We start from the raw sequence: 14,553 nt of genomic DNA, 5'->3' as shown, positions 1-14,553 counted from the left end.
GAGTTTTTAAAAAAGGTGTTTTCATCACTTAAATCCGAGATTTTTCGACTAAAGTGAGATTATTTCAGCTTCTAACTGCGGAATCTAGGATCAACAAATGCGTTATTGTTTCATACACAAGATGATGCTTTGTGAAAGCAATAAACCCAGGCAGCTTTAAATCACTTAGCTGATCAACCAGCGTTTTAACCAATACGCCGAGCGGACTGCGATTACACTCAGCCTTTTCAGGGTGGAGCAGTAGCCCTAAAGCACAGGCATCGCTCAAAAAATTGATACACTCTGATTCTGTTTTTCCTTGAAATTCCTTGAATGCCCTACAAAACTTCTTCGCCGTTTGAATAAAGCCTTCTTCTTCACCTAGCGCTTTAACAATATCAGAAAAATCTTGCCCCAATAGAGCTGAAACGTTTGTCTGGCTAAGCTGTGCCTGAAGCAGCGCTATTGAACTGACAGGCGAGTCGTCGGCTTCGCCTCTCCCTGGCGAGGGCGGTAGAGTTAAAGCGTTTGTCTGGCTAAGCTGTGCCTGAAGCAGCGCTATTGAGCTGACACGAGATAAATACCGGGGCAGTGCTGGTCTCCGTTGAGCTTTTGGTTCTAGTGGGTCCACTGGAGGATCATCAACACCTGAAGAAGAAGAAGAGAGCGGGTCGCTAGCCTCAGGTGGCTGGGCCCGGGCAGAAAGAGTTTCAGGACTCGCTACGCTCTTCGGAGAATCGTCAGCTACCGCGGGCTGCGCGCCGTCGGCTTCGCCTCTCCCTGGCGAGGGCGGACGCCGAGAATCCATAAACAGCGATGCACTAGCCATTGTGGCCCCAAGAGAGAGACGCTGCTCCTTATTTTTACGCAATTCCTGCTCAAGAAAAGCGGCGTAGCGATAGGCTTCTGCCATGGCGGCATACCAAGCCGGCCTTGCCACATTGGCTGAAAGAAATTGACTCAAACTTCCCGTGTCAGTCAACGCCCGCTGAATAACAGCAAAAAACCCGTCCAATATAGCGATCGACGTCATCGTCATAAGTCACCTGCCTACCTTTTAAAGCGCGCCCCCAGGATCATTTGTTGTCAAGCTTCTTCCACATCAAAACCGTATTTTTCGGCAACAATATACTGTGGGCGCCGCTTCACCTCTTGGAATACGCGAGAAATGTACTCACCCAAAATGCCAATGGAAAGCATTTGCACACCGCCAAAAAACACCACGACTGTCAGTAAAGTGGCATAGCCCGGCACGGTTTCACCAAACAGCAAAGTATCAATAATGATATAAAGTGCCGCCAAAAATGATAGTGCTGAAACAAACAAGCCCACCAAGCTCCAGACGCGCAAAGGGATATCTGAAAAAGAAAAAATACCGGTAAGCGCAAGCTCCGTTAAGCGAAAAAAATTCCAAGACGAGTCGCCAGCACGACGCTCGGCAACGGGATAGACCACCTCGATAGACTTAAAGCCCACCCAAGCATACAAACCCTTCATAAACCGGCTACGCTCGCCACAACGGTTTAAGGCATCCACGACAGTTTTATCGAGCAGACGATAATCGCCTGCGTTAGCGGGGACAGAAATTTCGCCCATGTTTTTCATGAACCAATAAAACATGCGCGTGAAACTGCGCTTTAACCAGGTCTCGGCGTTGCGATTATCGCGCACGCCATAGACCATATCATAGCCCTCAGACCAACTTGCCAAAAAATTATCAATGGTTTCAACCGGGTGCTGAAAATCCGCATCGATCAAAATACAGACTTCACCCGAGGCGCGATTCAAACCGGCTGTGAGCGCTTTTTCTTTACCGAAATTGCGTGAAAAACGAATGAATTTGACCTGATCAGATAAGAGCTTTGAGACCACAATAGCGGCCGTGTCATCACGACTGCCATCATCAACCAAAATAATCTCAGCATGATCAGTGTGTTCTGTAAGCTTTGCGCTTAAAGCCTGAACAAAAGCCTCAATATTTTCAGCTTCATTGTGCAATGGCACCACACAAGAGATAAAGAGCTCTCGGCTGGCCAGACGATTTTTTCGGGTATTTTTTGGCATAGCATGCTACACTTCGCGACCTAATTTGCCGTAAGTATAACCCCATTTAAGGTTTGCGTAAAAGATGAACCGCACAACTCTTGCTTTTTTCGATCTCATTTTTATCCTTGCTGCTTGCACCCTTTTTTACATCGTATTTATCCACAGCTACATCCTTCTTACCCCAGACGAAGGTCGCTACGCCGGGATTGCCCAAGAAATGCTACGACACCACCAATGGATCACCCCAAAACAAGACGGGAACACGTTCCTGGATAAACCCATTCTCGTGTATTGGCTGGAAATCTTTTCCATGAAAGCTTTCGGCATCACCGAATTTGCCGCACGTTTTGTACCCATGTGTTTTGGGATATTGGGTGTTGGCTTGATCTACATCGCAGGACGAGCCTTATTCAATCGCCGTACCGCCATCGTGGCGAGCTTTATTTTAATGACCAGCCCCTTGTATTTTTTTGAGGCACACTACACCAATATGGACGAGGGCATTGCTGTGCTCTTATCCGGCGCACTGTGGTTTGCGATCATGGGCTTAGAACTCAAACCGGGTCTCGCCCGCAAAGCCTATTTCTGGGTGGCCTACGTGTTTGCCGCTTTGGCTATTCTCACCAAAGGACTCATGGGCATTGTGTTTCCGATCATGATTATCGGCATGTGGACGCTGATTTTACACGAGTGGCGCCAGCTAAAGCATATGAGCCTATTCAGTGGACTTATTATCATTCTATTACTCGTTTCGCCCTGGTATTTCATGGCGGAATATCAAACGCATGCGTTTTTTCACTATTTTTTTGTGGTTCAACAATTTGATCGCTTTTCTGGCAATCACTTTAATATGCATAACCCCATTTATTATTATCCGCTTATTGTATTGGCGGGCATGCTGCCTTGGTCTGTTTTTATTCCACAAACATTACTTGACCAGTGCAAACGCTTAAGACACCTGCGCACTGCCAGTAAAGAATGGTACCTAATCCTTTGGACTGTACTGATTCTTGTTTTTTTCTCGATCCCGGCCTCAAAAATCTCAAGCTATATTCTGCCTATTTTCCCGCCACTGGCGATGCTGATCGCCCGCTACTTCGACTTACATTGGCAGCAGCTTTTTGCTAGGCGCTCAACACGCATCAGCTTATGGGCCTTGGCGATATTGATCACTGCCTGCATTGTGGCGATTTTTTTCCTACCACAACATTTAATTCACTCAGGCAAAGCACCCACGGTGTTCATCGTAAGTTTTGCCTTATCACTGGTCCTTACCTTATTTTTAGGCGCAAAACTTCGCTGGCTGAGAACAAGCTTCACACGCTATTGCAGCTTCATGATCATTGCGAGCATGGCAATTTTCACGCTGACGTACAGCAGCCTACACTACTATGTACCCTCAACCGACAAGCAAGCCGCGCAATTTATCAAATCACATCTAAACAAGAATGGGATTGTGGTGAGCTACATGAATTACGATGGCGACTTACCCTTCTATATGCAAAAGAACATGTACGTTGTCACGTATGGCTGGCATGACCCAGCAATATTACGGGGTGACAACTGGCAAGGTGAGCTCGCAAAAGGCGCGAAAATGCAGCGCAATTTTTCACTCTTGCTCAACGAGCAAGAGCTACAGAAAAAATGGCAGTCATCCCAACAGGTCATCGTGTTTGTTTATGAGAAGAGCCTAAATCAGTTCTATCAAAAAATCGATAAGAACCCTACGATACTGGCTCAATTTGGTCCGTACTATGTGCTGACGCAGAATCGCCCAGCCACTGATGCCGGTAATCCAGCCACATCAGCGTCGCACCAATTACCGCAGCCGGAATCACCAAAAAGTTCAGCACCGGAATCATCAAGACAATCACCACCGCGCAACCAAAGCTAAGGCTTAAGCTTAACTGTTGGCGCATGGCTTTTCGCATGAGTACCAGTGACACTTTATGATTATCCATGGGGTAGTCTAAATATTGCATGCACATCGACCAACATCCAAAAACAAACCAAAGAACCGTGGCCACCAAGTTAATGCCGGGAATTAAAAAGAGAATCAGCAAAACCACGACCCTGGGCAAATAATACTTCAGCTTTGCGAGTTCGCGCGATAACACACGAGGAATATCTTTCAGTGCATCTGTCATCGTGTCGTCAGGATTAGGCTTATGGCCCGCCTCTATCCACTCGACCTTTTCAGCCAAGAAACTATTAAAGGGGGCTGAAATAATATTGGCGACAATCACAAAGAAATACGCCAACACAAACAACACAGATAAAACAAACAGCGGCCACAGTATCCAATTAAGCCAATGCAACCAAGTCGGCAGCTTATGATCCAACCAGCCAACAAAATCACCAAAATAATGGCCTGCGAAAAAAAACAGTACTGCGAACAAAGCAACGTTGATCACCAAAGGAATGAGGACAAATCGCTTAACGCCCGGTTTCGTCAGCATACTAAAGCCCAACAGCAAATAACCAAAACCGCTTGAAGAACGTCGTTGCATAGATCACCTCACCTTTTCAAAGAAGTTTACGCTTGCCGAGCGCTTTGCTCAAGGCGCGCCAAAAACTCACTGTCTTTACAAAAAATTTTCTCAGGCGTGTCAGATAATTTTGCCACGGCTTGTCCACGACACCCTGAAAGTTTAATCACAATAGGCAAAGCCGCCACACCCACATCATTCATCAAATGTGTGCCGATACCAAACACCACACGAATCTGGCCGGCAAACGCCTGATGCAGGGCCAATGCCTTGTCAATTGTGAGTGCGTCGCTAAACACCAAGATTTTCGTCGCCGGATCTACACCTAACGCCTTGTAGTGGTCGATGATCTTCTCACCCCACTCAAACGGATCGCCAGAGTCTTGTCTGACACCTGCAAAGGCTGTCGCAAAATGCGTATCAAAATCACGCAAGAATGCCGCCTGACCCAACGTATCCGTTAACGCGATACCAAGCTGATCGCCATATTCATCAAGCCACGTTTGCCAAGCAAAACGCTGGCTATCGCGCAAATTGCCTGCCAGGGCTTGACCGGCCTGAATAAATTCATGCGCCATGGTGCCAATGGGTGAGAGCCCAAACTGTTTAGCAAAATACACATTGCTTGTAGTTTTAAAATTCGCCAACTTGCTTTGAAACTCTTTCAGGACAAACGCTTGCCAGTCATGACTCAAGCGACGGCGCGTACCAAAATCAGCAAACGCAAAACCCGAGGCTTCTGCACCCTGCGCCTTAGTGATTTTCTGAGCTAAACGTTGTTTGCCCTCAGAAAGGTCAAGACCAGGATAAGTGTTTCGATAATATAATTCGCTGATACTCATCAACAAGGGAATTTCAAACAGAATCGTTTCAAGCCAAGGACCGCACACCCTTAAGTGCAGGCCCGCCCCCTCTTCGATATGCACATAATCTGGGTTCAAGCGAAAACCGCTCAAATAGTTAATATAGTCTGGCTGAAAAAACGGCAAGTTGTCTAAATACGCTAATTCATCTTTTTGAAAAGCAAGCGATGGCCAAGTCTTTAAAGATTCAATCAGAGGCGCTTTAACACAGGATAAATCCAAATCATCATCACGCACAATTAAGGTATATTCGGCTTCAACATCAGAAAAGCGATGAAGCACTGCTTGCTGCATCGTGAATTTATAGAGATCATTATCCAATAAAGAAACGAGCCTCATGCAAGCATCAACTCATCGCAGGAGTCAATCACATGTGAACCACGCTCGAGAATCCTATCACAGACTTTTTCAGCACCGAGCGTGTTAATCGCCCGACTGGCTGAAAGGTTCAACACTACCGTAAAGTCGGCATCTATTAATTGATCCACAGTTTCAGCCACACAAAAATCCGTGGCCAAACCGCCGACCAGCACCCACTCAACCCCTTTGTGCCGCAAAAACTCTATCACACCCGTCGATAGCTTTTTGTGCAAATCATGGTAACACGCACCGTACGGGTGCAAATCCAACTCAATACCTTTCCACACGAAAAAATCATAATCAGTGGGCTTGGGCAAGCCATCAATCGCTTCGAAACCCAAAGTACCCGGCACTGCGTGAGCAGGCCAATAGGAATCCATATTCGGCGCATCCATTTTTGTAAACGCCGGGTGTTTTTCGCTCGCCACCCAATGCGCCCTAGGACAATGCGCTTCTTTTGAACCAATGCGGTAAGCGGCATACTCGGCTTGTCGGTTCAAAGCATCGGCAATCTGGCCACCGCTCGGCACAGGCAACTCATCCGGGCATTCCGGTGTGAAGGTTTTCTGTGCATCCACATCAAAACTCGCGATCAATCGCTTCTCAGGCAGTTGAACACTCATAAGCTCCCCTTGTGCTTTTTGGCTTCAACAAAGACAGCCAGTATACGCGGCTTTTTATCATCTGTCAGGGTTGGCTTGATAGAAAGCAGCCTGTTATTATCAGCCAACAAAACCACTGAACACAAGCGAGCTGATCGTGCCAAAGGCCTTAAAACTGCTTATCTTACTCGGCTTGATTTGGGGATCAGGCTACTCGATTGCTCGCTTTGCCGTGCTCCATGGCGTCACACCCCTAGGTTATGCATTCTGCCAAAGCTTGGGGCCTGCACTTTTCTTGCTAGCTCTATGCCTTAAACGCAAAGCACCCTTACCGTTTCAACCCAAAATTTTAATCTATTTCCTGGTCACAGGCCTACTGGGCGTGGCGTTACCGAACACCACCATGTATATCACCGCAGCGCATTTACCCGCCGGGCTTTTGGCCGTGGTTGTGAACACGGTGCCGCTGATGATGTACCCTTTAGCAAGACTATTTAAGCTTGAGCGATTCTACTGGTCCCGCTTATTCGCCGTACTCCTCGGCTTTGCAGGCCTGATGCTCATGACGCTTCCCGGCGCTCACGGTGTCTTAGGCTATCACACGGCTTGGATTTTTATTGCACTGATTTCACCCTTGTGTTTCGCGCTTTGCGCGCTCTTTGCTGCTCACTTCAGGCCAGAAAAGCCAAGCTCCTTAGTCTTATCCATGGGCATGCTCATGAGCTCAGCCATATTAATCTCACCCGTACTTTTGACCAGCCAACATTTTTTTGAGCCCCATGTTGCTCATGGCGCAGGTATTCTAGCGGTGATCATCGAGATCATTCTCTCAAGCATTGGGTATATCTTGTTTTTCGACGTACTCGATAATGCAGGACCTGTGTTTTACAGTTTCGTGGCCTGCGTGGTCAGCATCACCGGTCTGATTTGGGGCTTTATCTTTTTTGATGAGACCTTAAATACCATTAGCACGACCGCTGTCGTGCTGATTTTAATCGCTTTATATCTCGTGACACGAAAAATTAACGCCTATCGTGCTAACCCGAGACATGATGAGGATTAAACACCTCATTGAGCTGTTGTGATACACGCACAAAGGTGGTGCGCTTTGACAACTCCTTGAGCGAGCTTGCGCCGACGTAGGTACAGGTTGAACGCACACCGCCTAAGATATCCAAAACCGTTTCTTCGATAGGTCCACGGTAAGGCACATTCACCGACTTACCTTCACTCGCGCGATACTCTGCCACACCGCCACGGTGTTTTGTCATCGCTTCAGCCGAGCTCATGCCATAAAAACGCTTAAATCGCTGGCCATTTTCTTCAATGACTTCGCCCAAGCACTCATCATGACCGGCAAACATACCGCCCAGCATGACAAAATCCGCGCCAGCAGCAAAGGCTTTAGACACATCGCCAGGGACCGTGCAACCGCCATCGGAGCAGACCAAGCCTTTCAAACCGTGCGCCGCATCGGCACACTCAATAACAGCTGAAAGCTGCGGATAGCCCACACCTGTTTTTTTACGCGTGGTACAAACCGAGCCCGGGCCAATGCCGGCTTTGACAATATCAGCACCGGATAAAATCAACTCTTCCGTCATCTCGCCGGTCACAACGTTACCTGCCATAATGATCTTATCTGGAAACGCATCACGCGTGCGCTTCACAAAATCCACGAAGTGTTGGGAGTAGCCGTTGGCCACATCCAAACAAATAAACTCGGCGCCCGTTTTTCTCAACACGTCTGCCAGTTTATTAAAATCATCATCACGCGTGCCAGAACTCACAAAAGCAAAGTTCAAGGCTTCAGGGTGATGTTGCTTCATCATCTCCCAATCTTCAACCGTGCGAAACTTATCAATCGCCGTCATCATCTGATGTTTAGCTAAAACCTTAGCCACCTCAAACGTACCGGTATGATCCATGTTTGCTGCGATCATAGGTACGCCCTGCCAAACTTTATTGGCATGGGGGAATTTAAACTCACGAACAAGCTCAACTTCAGAGCGAGAACGCAAGGTGCTGCGCTTGGGACGAATAAGGACGTCTTTAAAATCCAGCTTGATATCTTCTTCTATACGCATGATGATTTGACCTTTTCAGCTCACAATAAGGGCTGTATTCTACCAGAAACTTTGGATGAAAAACATGAACAACTGGGCCAAGCAACTCTCAGCGTTGATCGATGTCAGCCGCCAGAATTTGACGCTGACCCTGGGCATCGTGGCCATTTTATGGGCTGTTCACATAGTGAACGTTGCTTTGCGGTATCGACTGAATTATTTTGGCATCATTCCGCGCAGGGTCGCCGGGCTGCCAGGGGTGATTTTTGCGCCCTTTTTACACGCCAATTTCTCCCATTTACTGTTCAACTCGATCCCGCTGTTTTTGTTGATCAACCTGATGTTGCTGTACGGACAAACCGCCTTTATCGAAGCCACACTCATCATCGTTATCGGTGGTGGGCTAGCCACCTGGCTCTTGGGGCGAAAAGCGATCCACATCGGTGCCAGCGGCGTGATCATGGGATATTGGGGATTTTTGCTATTCAAGGCCTACCTAAACCCGAACCTCATCGCCGTGTTCACCGGTGTATTGTGCTTGTACTATCTCAGCGGCTTGTTCTTGCAAATTGTCCCCAGCGATAAGGGTGTGTCTTGGGAGTCACATCTCTATGGCCTGATCGCAGGTTTAGCAGCGGCCTATTTTATATACACGCCAATAATCTAAGCACGGCTTGCGAAGAAGTTTTGGCGGCCAGGGGCAAAAACTCTTCATGCGTGAGGGCAGCTTTGTGATCCGCCGTATCAGAAATCGCACGCATGACCACCACAGGTGTTTTAAAGTGGTGACAGACCTGAGCCACAGCTGTTGACTCCATGTCCACAGCACAGATATCGGGAAAGTGCTGGCGTATCTCCTTAACTTGCCGATCTGAAGCGACGAACGATTCGCCTGAGCTGACCAAGCCTGTCATGAGCTTGTGTCCATCGAGCAATACACTCTTCTGAGCGAGACCGCTCAAATGTGCATCGGCAAGGTATTCAGCCGGCATCTGAGGTACCTGACCAAACCTGTAACCCCAAATTCGGTTATCCACGTCGTGATACACCAAGCGATCAGCTAAGACCACATCGCCCGGGCGCAAGTCAGCATGCAAGCCGCCTGCCGTACCGGTATTGATTACGGCCAGAGGTTTAGCCGCCTGCAGCAACAGGCTCGTGGTCATCGCTGCATTCACGCGACCAATACCCGATTGCATCAAGACGACCTCACGCCCTGAAAGCTCACCCGAGTAATAGACTTGATCGCCAATAGCGTGGGACACGGGCTTAAGAAGCGCATCTTTTAAAATGGAAATCTCTTCTGTCATCGCCGCTAAAATAGCTACCATCATACACTACTCCTGAAAATTTCGCGCAGTATACCATGAAATTTGACGGCCTCATCAAACGAAGGAATAATTGAAATATGGCCAGACCACTTCGCATTTTAAAACCCGAAACTTGTTATGTAGTGTCCCACCAACTGCTTGACCAGCACCGTTTTGATCAAGATGAGGCCCTACACGAGGCCTTTTTCAACGGGTTAAACACTATTCCAAAACGTTATAAAATCAGCCTTCATGCCTACGCACTCACACCCACGCGTTACTTTTTATATTTAAAGGCTCACAAAGGTAACCTTGATCAGTTCATGCATCAGCTGCACCTTAGCATCAGCCAATCCCTTGGAAAACGCACTCATTTTAAAAACCGCTATCGCGCCGTGGTCATTGAACCCGAGCGCTACCGCCAAGCCATCCTAAACTACCTGCATACAAAAGGCAGTGATAACAGCGCTCAGTATTACCGTGAAAATCACTTTCCAGACTGGCTTGAAAAACTGCCGGTCACACGCCATGAAGAGGCTGATGCTCGCCTAGCCGAAGTCGAGCGGTTTTTTGAAAAACAACGTTGGCCTGCCATTTTGGCCACACGAAGCTTTCAACATCAACTGCGTCGTGGTGGCTTAAGCAGCGAAGGCTCACCCGCTTATCAAGAAACCCTGTCGTTTGAAGCAATGATTCAGCTTGTGGCCGAACACTTTGGCTGCAGCGCCGAGCAGATCAAAGCACCAAGCCCAAGGGGCCGTGGCCACACGAATCTCGCAAGAAGCTGCGCCATCAAGCTTGCCCGCGACTGCCTCGCTTACTCGTTAAAAGACATCGCCGAGCACTTTTCCCTACACCACCCTGCCAGCGCCTCGCATGCCGCCAAACAATTTGAGAAACACTTGTCCCAATACCCAGAGCAACAAAAACACTATGAACAGCTGATGAAAAAGATGAGAACCCCAGCAAAAATATGCTAAATTGAGCAGCAATAGCAAACCGCATTCTCCAACAGGCTAGGCAGCAATGAAAAAAAACGCTTTACTCATAACCACCCTTGGCGTACTCGCAGCCTTGCTATCAAGCTGCGCCAATCAATCAAGCCTATCGCACAAGCCTATTTTATCAAGCCAAACCACACACTACCTTTCGCTAGCCAGTGAACCCAACACGAACAACCGCAATGCATACGATGATGATCTTTTGGCACTACAAAACATGATTGCCAATGATAATTTAAACGCGGCCAAGCAATTAATGCAGACCTTAAAATCTGCGCCGCTTTCAAACCATCAACAACCGTCTTTAATCATTCAAGAAGCCTATTACACTTTACAATCTGGGCAACCCTACCAAGCCCTATTGAAACTTGGAAAAATCAAGCACTGGGACAGCCTTCCAAGCACCACCCAACAAAACTATTTCGCCATTAAAAGCCAAGCCTATGCGCGCAACAATCAGATCGCACAAAGCTTGGTGCTTCAGCTAAATCACTCGCAAAACCTTAACCAAAGCCAAGAGCTTAGCCTATGGTATGCACTTCAAAATTTACCCTTAAAAACACTGAATCACTTGGCGACAGAATATAGGGCGCAAAGCCTCGTGTCAGGCTGGCTACGCTTAGCCATCATTGCCCAGGAATACAGCAATACAAATATTCGCCTGGCCAACGCCATTATCGCCTGGCAACAAAATTTTCCAAACCACCCGGCTAACGCCTTCATCCCAGACCAAGCCACGCTGGCGAGTATTCAAAACACACAAACACCACAACAAATTGCGGTGCTACTGCCTAGCGAAGGTGACTTAAAAGCCATCAGCCAAGCGATTCGTGACGGCATCATGAGCGCGTATTTACAGCAAAACGACAAAAAACGAATCGCGCTTCGCTTCTATGACACCTCGACTCAATCGGCTTCAGACGCTTACCAATTAGCCGTGAACAACGGCGCACAAATCGTCATTGGACCATTACTAAAAAGTCACGTTAGCCGCATTGCAGGCGATGCAAGCGTGCCCACTATTGCATTGAACTACACAGATGATAATGACAGCAACTTGATTCAATTTGGTTTATCACCCACGCAAGAAGCCGAACAAGCCGCCCAAGAAGCCTGGCTATTCGGCGTTGATCGCGCATTGACGATCACACCCAACAGTGACTGGGGCCAAAAAGTGCTGGGGGCATTTTCTCAAACCTGGTCAGACAATAATGCGATGATCACCGGTCAACTAGCCTTCCAAACTGATAACTTAAAACAGCAACTTGCCAAACTGCTCGGCGTCGAACAAAGTGAGCAGCGAGCTGATGCGGTGAAAAAAGTCGTGAAATTCGCCCGCAACCAATACACTGACTTTGTCCCACGTCGCCGTCAAGACAGCAACGGTATTTTCCTCGCAGCCACAGCGTCGCAAGCCAAAACTATTATGCCCTTGCTGCGCTTTTACTTTGCAGGTAAGCTGCCCGTGTTTGCACTGTCTTCCATCTACCGTCCTGATGCATCAGCCGACTACAATCGTGATCTCGACAATGTGTATTTCTGTGATATGCCGCTTATGCTTAGCACACAGCCAACGATGATTAATCGCCGCCATCGCATCCAACAACTTTGGCCTACACAATATCGACATTACGCACGTTTCTACGCGATAGGTATCGACAGCTATTTATTGGCTGAACACATCACACACCTAGTGAACCTACCTTATTTCGGCCTTCAAGGCGTGAGCGGGCGGCTTTATTTGCACCCGAAAAATCGCATCTATCGCCAGCTGAATTGGGCACAAATGAAAAACGGCAAGCCCAAAACCCTTTAGACAACCAACATTAAAAACCCGGATGATCACCCGTCTTCGCATTCGCTACGACGAGGCTCAATACAGGCTACATTTAGGGCTTGTTTGGCGAGCATAGCGAGGATAACCCGGATAAATGTAAACCACTCACCCAAAAAACCACACAAGGATTTTATGCACCATTGGAAACAGATCATCAATGTCCCGAGCCATCCGAAAGCCTTGGGTTTGCTCGCGGAGAAACTTAGCATTGAACAGGCAAAGCAGCGATCTTATCGACTCATACAACACAGTTACGCCTGCAAAATGGGCGAAATTGACATTATTTTACTCTCACCCGAGCAAACTCTCGTGTTCGTTGAGGTCAAAGCCAGACAAAAAGACGACGGGCGCTGCGTCTTTGAAAGCATCACTGACAGCAAGCAACGAAAAGTTCGCTTAAGTGCAGAGTATTTCCTGATGGAGCACCCAGAATTTGCTGAATACGATTGCCGGCTTGATGCGATTGGCGCCGAACTTTTCGATAACACCCTCTCCTTCACCTGGCTAGAAAACGCTTTTTAGGGCTGTAAAATCCGTGTTATGATTCGCCGTTCGATGAGAAAGGATCCAAAATGAACTTACTTGAACGCATTGAATCACACTTTCAAGCCAGCATAGCGACCAAAGAGCGAGCCCTGGCAAATATGCCAGGCTTAATTGGTCAGGCCGGCCAGAAAATTGTCGAGGCATTATTAGCCGGTCAAAAAGTTTTAAGTTGTGGCAATGGCGGCTCAGCCGGTGATGCCCAGCACTTCTCCTCAGAAATGCTCAACCGCTTTGAGCGTGAGCGCCCAAGCCTTCCCGCGATTGCCTTAACCACAGACACCGGCACATTAACAGCGATTTCAAATGATTATTCCTACGACGAAGTGTTTGCCAAGCAAATTCGCGCACTCGGCCAAGCGGGCGATATTTTGCTGGCTTTTTCAACCAGCGGAAACTCCCGCAATGTGATTGAAGCTATTAACGCGGCCCATGACAGAGGCATGATTGTCATCACGGTGACTGGTAAAGATGGCGGCCAAATGGCCTCTTGTTTATCGGCCAACGATATCGAGCTTCGCGTGCCTTCAGACATCACCGCACGCATACAAGAAACGCACCTGCTCATCATTCACTGCCTGTGTGACTTTATCGATCAAAGTTTATTTGGTGAAGCATGAGAAAATTTAGTCTCTGCCTTCTTGTCACATTATGCTGCTCATTAAGCGGTTGTTTCATTATTGCAGGTGGTGCCGTCATAGGTGGCATGGCCTATGTGATTCACGATCACCGAAGCATTGCTCAAGCCCACGAAGACCAAAACTTACAATACGCCATAGCAGCTAAGCTCAATCAAAACGCGAGCATTAACCAGCCCAACACCTATATCTACGTGACCGTGTTCTATGGCCAAGTCTTATTATCCGGCCAAGTCCCTAACGCGGATATCAAATCACTGGCAGGCTCTATCACCAAGGGCGTCAGTGGTATCAACACGCTATATAATGAATTGCAAATTCGTGGTCGCGCCTCAGACATGACCCGCTTGAGCGACAGCTGGATCAACACTAAAGTCAAAATGCACATGTTGACAATAAAAGACCTGAAAAGTAGCCAAGTGAGCATTAACGTAAACAATGGCATTGTGTATGTGCTAGGTCACAACCTTACACCGCTGCAGGCACGATGGATGGCCGATAACTTCGACCAAATCGATGGCGTGCAAAAAGTGGTGATTTGCGGCACTCAACCGGCCAGCATAAATACGCAAAGTGACAACACCCCCATCGGCGCAAACAGCCAAGAGCCGAAAACCAACGAAGCAAAAACCAGTGAAGCCGCAAGCCCTGCAAGCGCCGAAGCGCAAACCGCCAAGCAAAAACCGGATTCACAGGATTTAGAATACGTGAATGACTAGGGCGCGCCCCTGAGCTCTCGGTAGGTGCGAAAAACAAGATAATCGAGGAAAAATAGAGGAAGGTTTGAGGCGAATATTGGACATATTTAACGAAAAGCTT

The 14,553-nt window shown here is 47.9% G+C and carries 15 protein-coding genes; 8 read left to right on the top strand and 7 right to left on the bottom strand.

The window, feature by feature from the left end; all coding sequences use genetic code 11:
* Positions 1-64: 64 nt before the first annotated feature.
* Both COV52_03540 and COV52_03535 read right to left on the bottom strand, forming a co-directional pair.
* Entirely contained in the window at positions 65-1,018 is a 954-nt protein-coding gene (locus COV52_03540; GenBank protein ID PIR11547.1) for a hypothetical protein, read from the bottom strand.
* Between the two features lie 47 nt (positions 1,019-1,065).
* The gene (locus COV52_03535) at positions 1,066-2,043 is read right to left on the bottom strand and encodes a glycosyltransferase (GenBank protein PIR11546.1); all 978 of its coding nucleotides are present in this window, start codon (positions 2,041-2,043) and stop codon (positions 1,066-1,068) included.
* A 64-nt stretch (positions 2,044-2,107) separates the two neighbouring features.
* On the opposite strand from COV52_03535, the gene COV52_03530 reads away from it, so the two are divergent.
* A complete protein-coding gene (locus tag COV52_03530; GenBank protein ID PIR11545.1) occupies positions 2,108-3,919 on the top strand; it encodes a hypothetical protein in 1,812 nt (603 codons plus the stop codon).
* Here the strand turns inward: COV52_03530 and COV52_03525 are convergent.
* Genes COV52_03525 through COV52_03515 form a run of 3 tightly spaced genes read right to left on the bottom strand, consistent with a single transcriptional unit; the run spans position 3,750 to position 6,360 of the window.
* Positions 3,750-4,535, bottom strand: a complete 786-nt coding sequence (locus COV52_03525; protein ID PIR11544.1) for a sulfate transporter CysZ — start codon at positions 4,533-4,535, stop codon at positions 3,750-3,752. The genes COV52_03530 and COV52_03525 overlap by 170 nt on opposite strands.
* Before the next feature lie 26 nt (positions 4,536-4,561).
* Positions 4,562-5,716 (bottom strand): nicotinate phosphoribosyltransferase, encoded by a 1,155-nt coding sequence (gene pncB / locus COV52_03520; GenBank protein ID PIR11543.1) that lies wholly within the window; start codon positions 5,714-5,716, stop codon positions 4,562-4,564.
* Positions 5,713-6,360: a nicotinamidase gene (locus tag COV52_03515; GenBank protein ID PIR11542.1), complete on the bottom strand. Its 648-nt coding sequence runs from the start codon at positions 6,358-6,360 to the stop codon at positions 5,713-5,715. The genes pncB and COV52_03515 overlap by 4 nt, the downstream gene beginning before the upstream one ends.
* Positions 6,361-6,496: 136 nt before the next feature.
* Here COV52_03515 and COV52_03510 point away from each other — a divergent pair, with 136 nt between their 5' ends.
* Positions 6,497-7,402 carry a multidrug ABC transporter permease gene (locus tag COV52_03510; GenBank protein ID PIR11541.1) on the top strand — a complete coding sequence of 302 codons (906 nt, stop codon included), beginning with the start codon at positions 6,497-6,499 and terminating at the stop codon, positions 7,400-7,402.
* Here the strand turns inward: COV52_03510 and COV52_03505 are convergent.
* The gene (locus COV52_03505; protein ID PIR11540.1) at positions 7,377-8,426 is read right to left on the bottom strand and encodes a GMP reductase; all 1,050 of its coding nucleotides are present in this window, start codon (positions 8,424-8,426) and stop codon (positions 7,377-7,379) included. The two genes, COV52_03510 and COV52_03505, sit on opposite strands and share 26 nt — an antisense overlap.
* Positions 8,427-8,481: 55 nt before the next feature.
* Between COV52_03505 and COV52_03500 the strand changes: the two genes are divergently transcribed.
* The gene (locus COV52_03500) at positions 8,482-9,072 is read left to right on the top strand and encodes a rhomboid family intramembrane serine protease (GenBank protein ID PIR11539.1); all 591 of its coding nucleotides are present in this window, start codon (positions 8,482-8,484) and stop codon (positions 9,070-9,072) included.
* Here the strand turns inward: COV52_03500 and COV52_03495 are convergent.
* On the bottom strand, positions 9,050-9,739 hold the full coding sequence (locus COV52_03495; protein PIR11538.1) for a 5'-methylthioadenosine/S-adenosylhomocysteine nucleosidase: 690 nt from the start codon (positions 9,737-9,739) through the stop codon (positions 9,050-9,052). The two genes, COV52_03500 and COV52_03495, sit on opposite strands and share 23 nt — an antisense overlap.
* Positions 9,740-9,813: 74 nt before the next feature.
* Here COV52_03495 and COV52_03490 point away from each other — a divergent pair, with 74 nt between their 5' ends.
* The 5 genes from COV52_03490 to COV52_03470 all read left to right on the top strand — a co-directional run bounded on the left by COV52_03490 (position 9,814) and on the right by COV52_03470 (position 14,453).
* Positions 9,814-10,695 (top strand): hypothetical protein, encoded by an 882-nt coding sequence (locus COV52_03490; protein PIR11537.1) that lies wholly within the window; start codon positions 9,814-9,816, stop codon positions 10,693-10,695.
* Positions 10,696-10,741: 46 nt separating this feature from the next.
* Positions 10,742-12,532 carry a hypothetical protein gene (locus tag COV52_03485; GenBank protein ID PIR11536.1) on the top strand — a complete coding sequence of 597 codons (1,791 nt, stop codon included), beginning with the start codon at positions 10,742-10,744 and terminating at the stop codon, positions 12,530-12,532.
* A gap of 153 nt (positions 12,533-12,685) precedes the next feature.
* Entirely contained in the window at positions 12,686-13,075 is a 390-nt protein-coding gene (locus COV52_03480; protein PIR11535.1) for a hypothetical protein, read from the top strand.
* Between the two features lie 50 nt (positions 13,076-13,125).
* Positions 13,126-13,716 (top strand): phosphoheptose isomerase, encoded by a 591-nt coding sequence (locus tag COV52_03475; GenBank protein PIR11534.1) that lies wholly within the window; start codon positions 13,126-13,128, stop codon positions 13,714-13,716.
* Positions 13,713-14,453: a hypothetical protein gene (locus COV52_03470; GenBank protein ID PIR11533.1), complete on the top strand. Its 741-nt coding sequence runs from the start codon at positions 13,713-13,715 to the stop codon at positions 14,451-14,453. The genes COV52_03475 and COV52_03470 overlap by 4 nt, the downstream gene beginning before the upstream one ends.
* The last annotated feature ends 100 nt before the right edge of the window (positions 14,454-14,553 follow it).

The organism is Gammaproteobacteria bacterium CG11_big_fil_rev_8_21_14_0_20_46_22, from assembly GCA_002796245.1.
Lineage (GTDB): Bacteria > Pseudomonadota > Gammaproteobacteria > UBA12402 > UBA12402 > 1-14-0-20-46-22.
The sequence above is the reverse complement of the archived record's forward strand: the minus strand, read 5'-3'. Positions and strand labels throughout refer to the sequence as shown.

Excerpts from the sequence above, each read along its gene's own strand:
- COV52_03540 (PIR11547.1), bottom strand. The coding sequence starts at position 1,018 with ATGACGATGACGTCGATCGCTATATTGGACGGGTTTTTTGCTGTTATT.
- COV52_03535 (PIR11546.1), bottom strand. The coding sequence starts at position 2,043 with ATGCCAAAAAATACCCGAAAAAATCGTCTGGCCAGCCGAGAGCTCTTT.
- COV52_03530 (PIR11545.1), top strand. The coding sequence starts at position 2,108 with ATGAACCGCACAACTCTTGCTTTTTTCGATCTCATTTTTATCCTTGCT.
- COV52_03525 (PIR11544.1), bottom strand. The coding sequence starts at position 4,535 with ATGCAACGACGTTCTTCAAGCGGTTTTGGTTATTTGCTGTTGGGCTTT.
- pncB (PIR11543.1), bottom strand. The coding sequence starts at position 5,716 with ATGAGGCTCGTTTCTTTATTGGATAATGATCTCTATAAATTCACGATG.
- COV52_03515 (PIR11542.1), bottom strand. The coding sequence starts at position 6,360 with ATGAGTGTTCAACTGCCTGAGAAGCGATTGATCGCGAGTTTTGATGTG.
- COV52_03505 (PIR11540.1), bottom strand. The coding sequence starts at position 8,426 with ATGCGTATAGAAGAAGATATCAAGCTGGATTTTAAAGACGTCCTTATT.
- COV52_03500 (PIR11539.1), top strand. The coding sequence starts at position 8,482 with ATGAAAAACATGAACAACTGGGCCAAGCAACTCTCAGCGTTGATCGAT.
- COV52_03495 (PIR11538.1), bottom strand. The coding sequence starts at position 9,739 with ATGATGGTAGCTATTTTAGCGGCGATGACAGAAGAGATTTCCATTTTA.
- COV52_03490 (PIR11537.1), top strand. The coding sequence starts at position 9,814 with ATGGCCAGACCACTTCGCATTTTAAAACCCGAAACTTGTTATGTAGTG.
- COV52_03485 (PIR11536.1), top strand. The coding sequence starts at position 10,742 with ATGAAAAAAAACGCTTTACTCATAACCACCCTTGGCGTACTCGCAGCC.
- COV52_03480 (PIR11535.1), top strand. The coding sequence starts at position 12,686 with ATGCACCATTGGAAACAGATCATCAATGTCCCGAGCCATCCGAAAGCC.
- COV52_03475 (PIR11534.1), top strand. The coding sequence starts at position 13,126 with ATGAACTTACTTGAACGCATTGAATCACACTTTCAAGCCAGCATAGCG.
- COV52_03470 (PIR11533.1), top strand. The coding sequence starts at position 13,713 with ATGAGAAAATTTAGTCTCTGCCTTCTTGTCACATTATGCTGCTCATTA.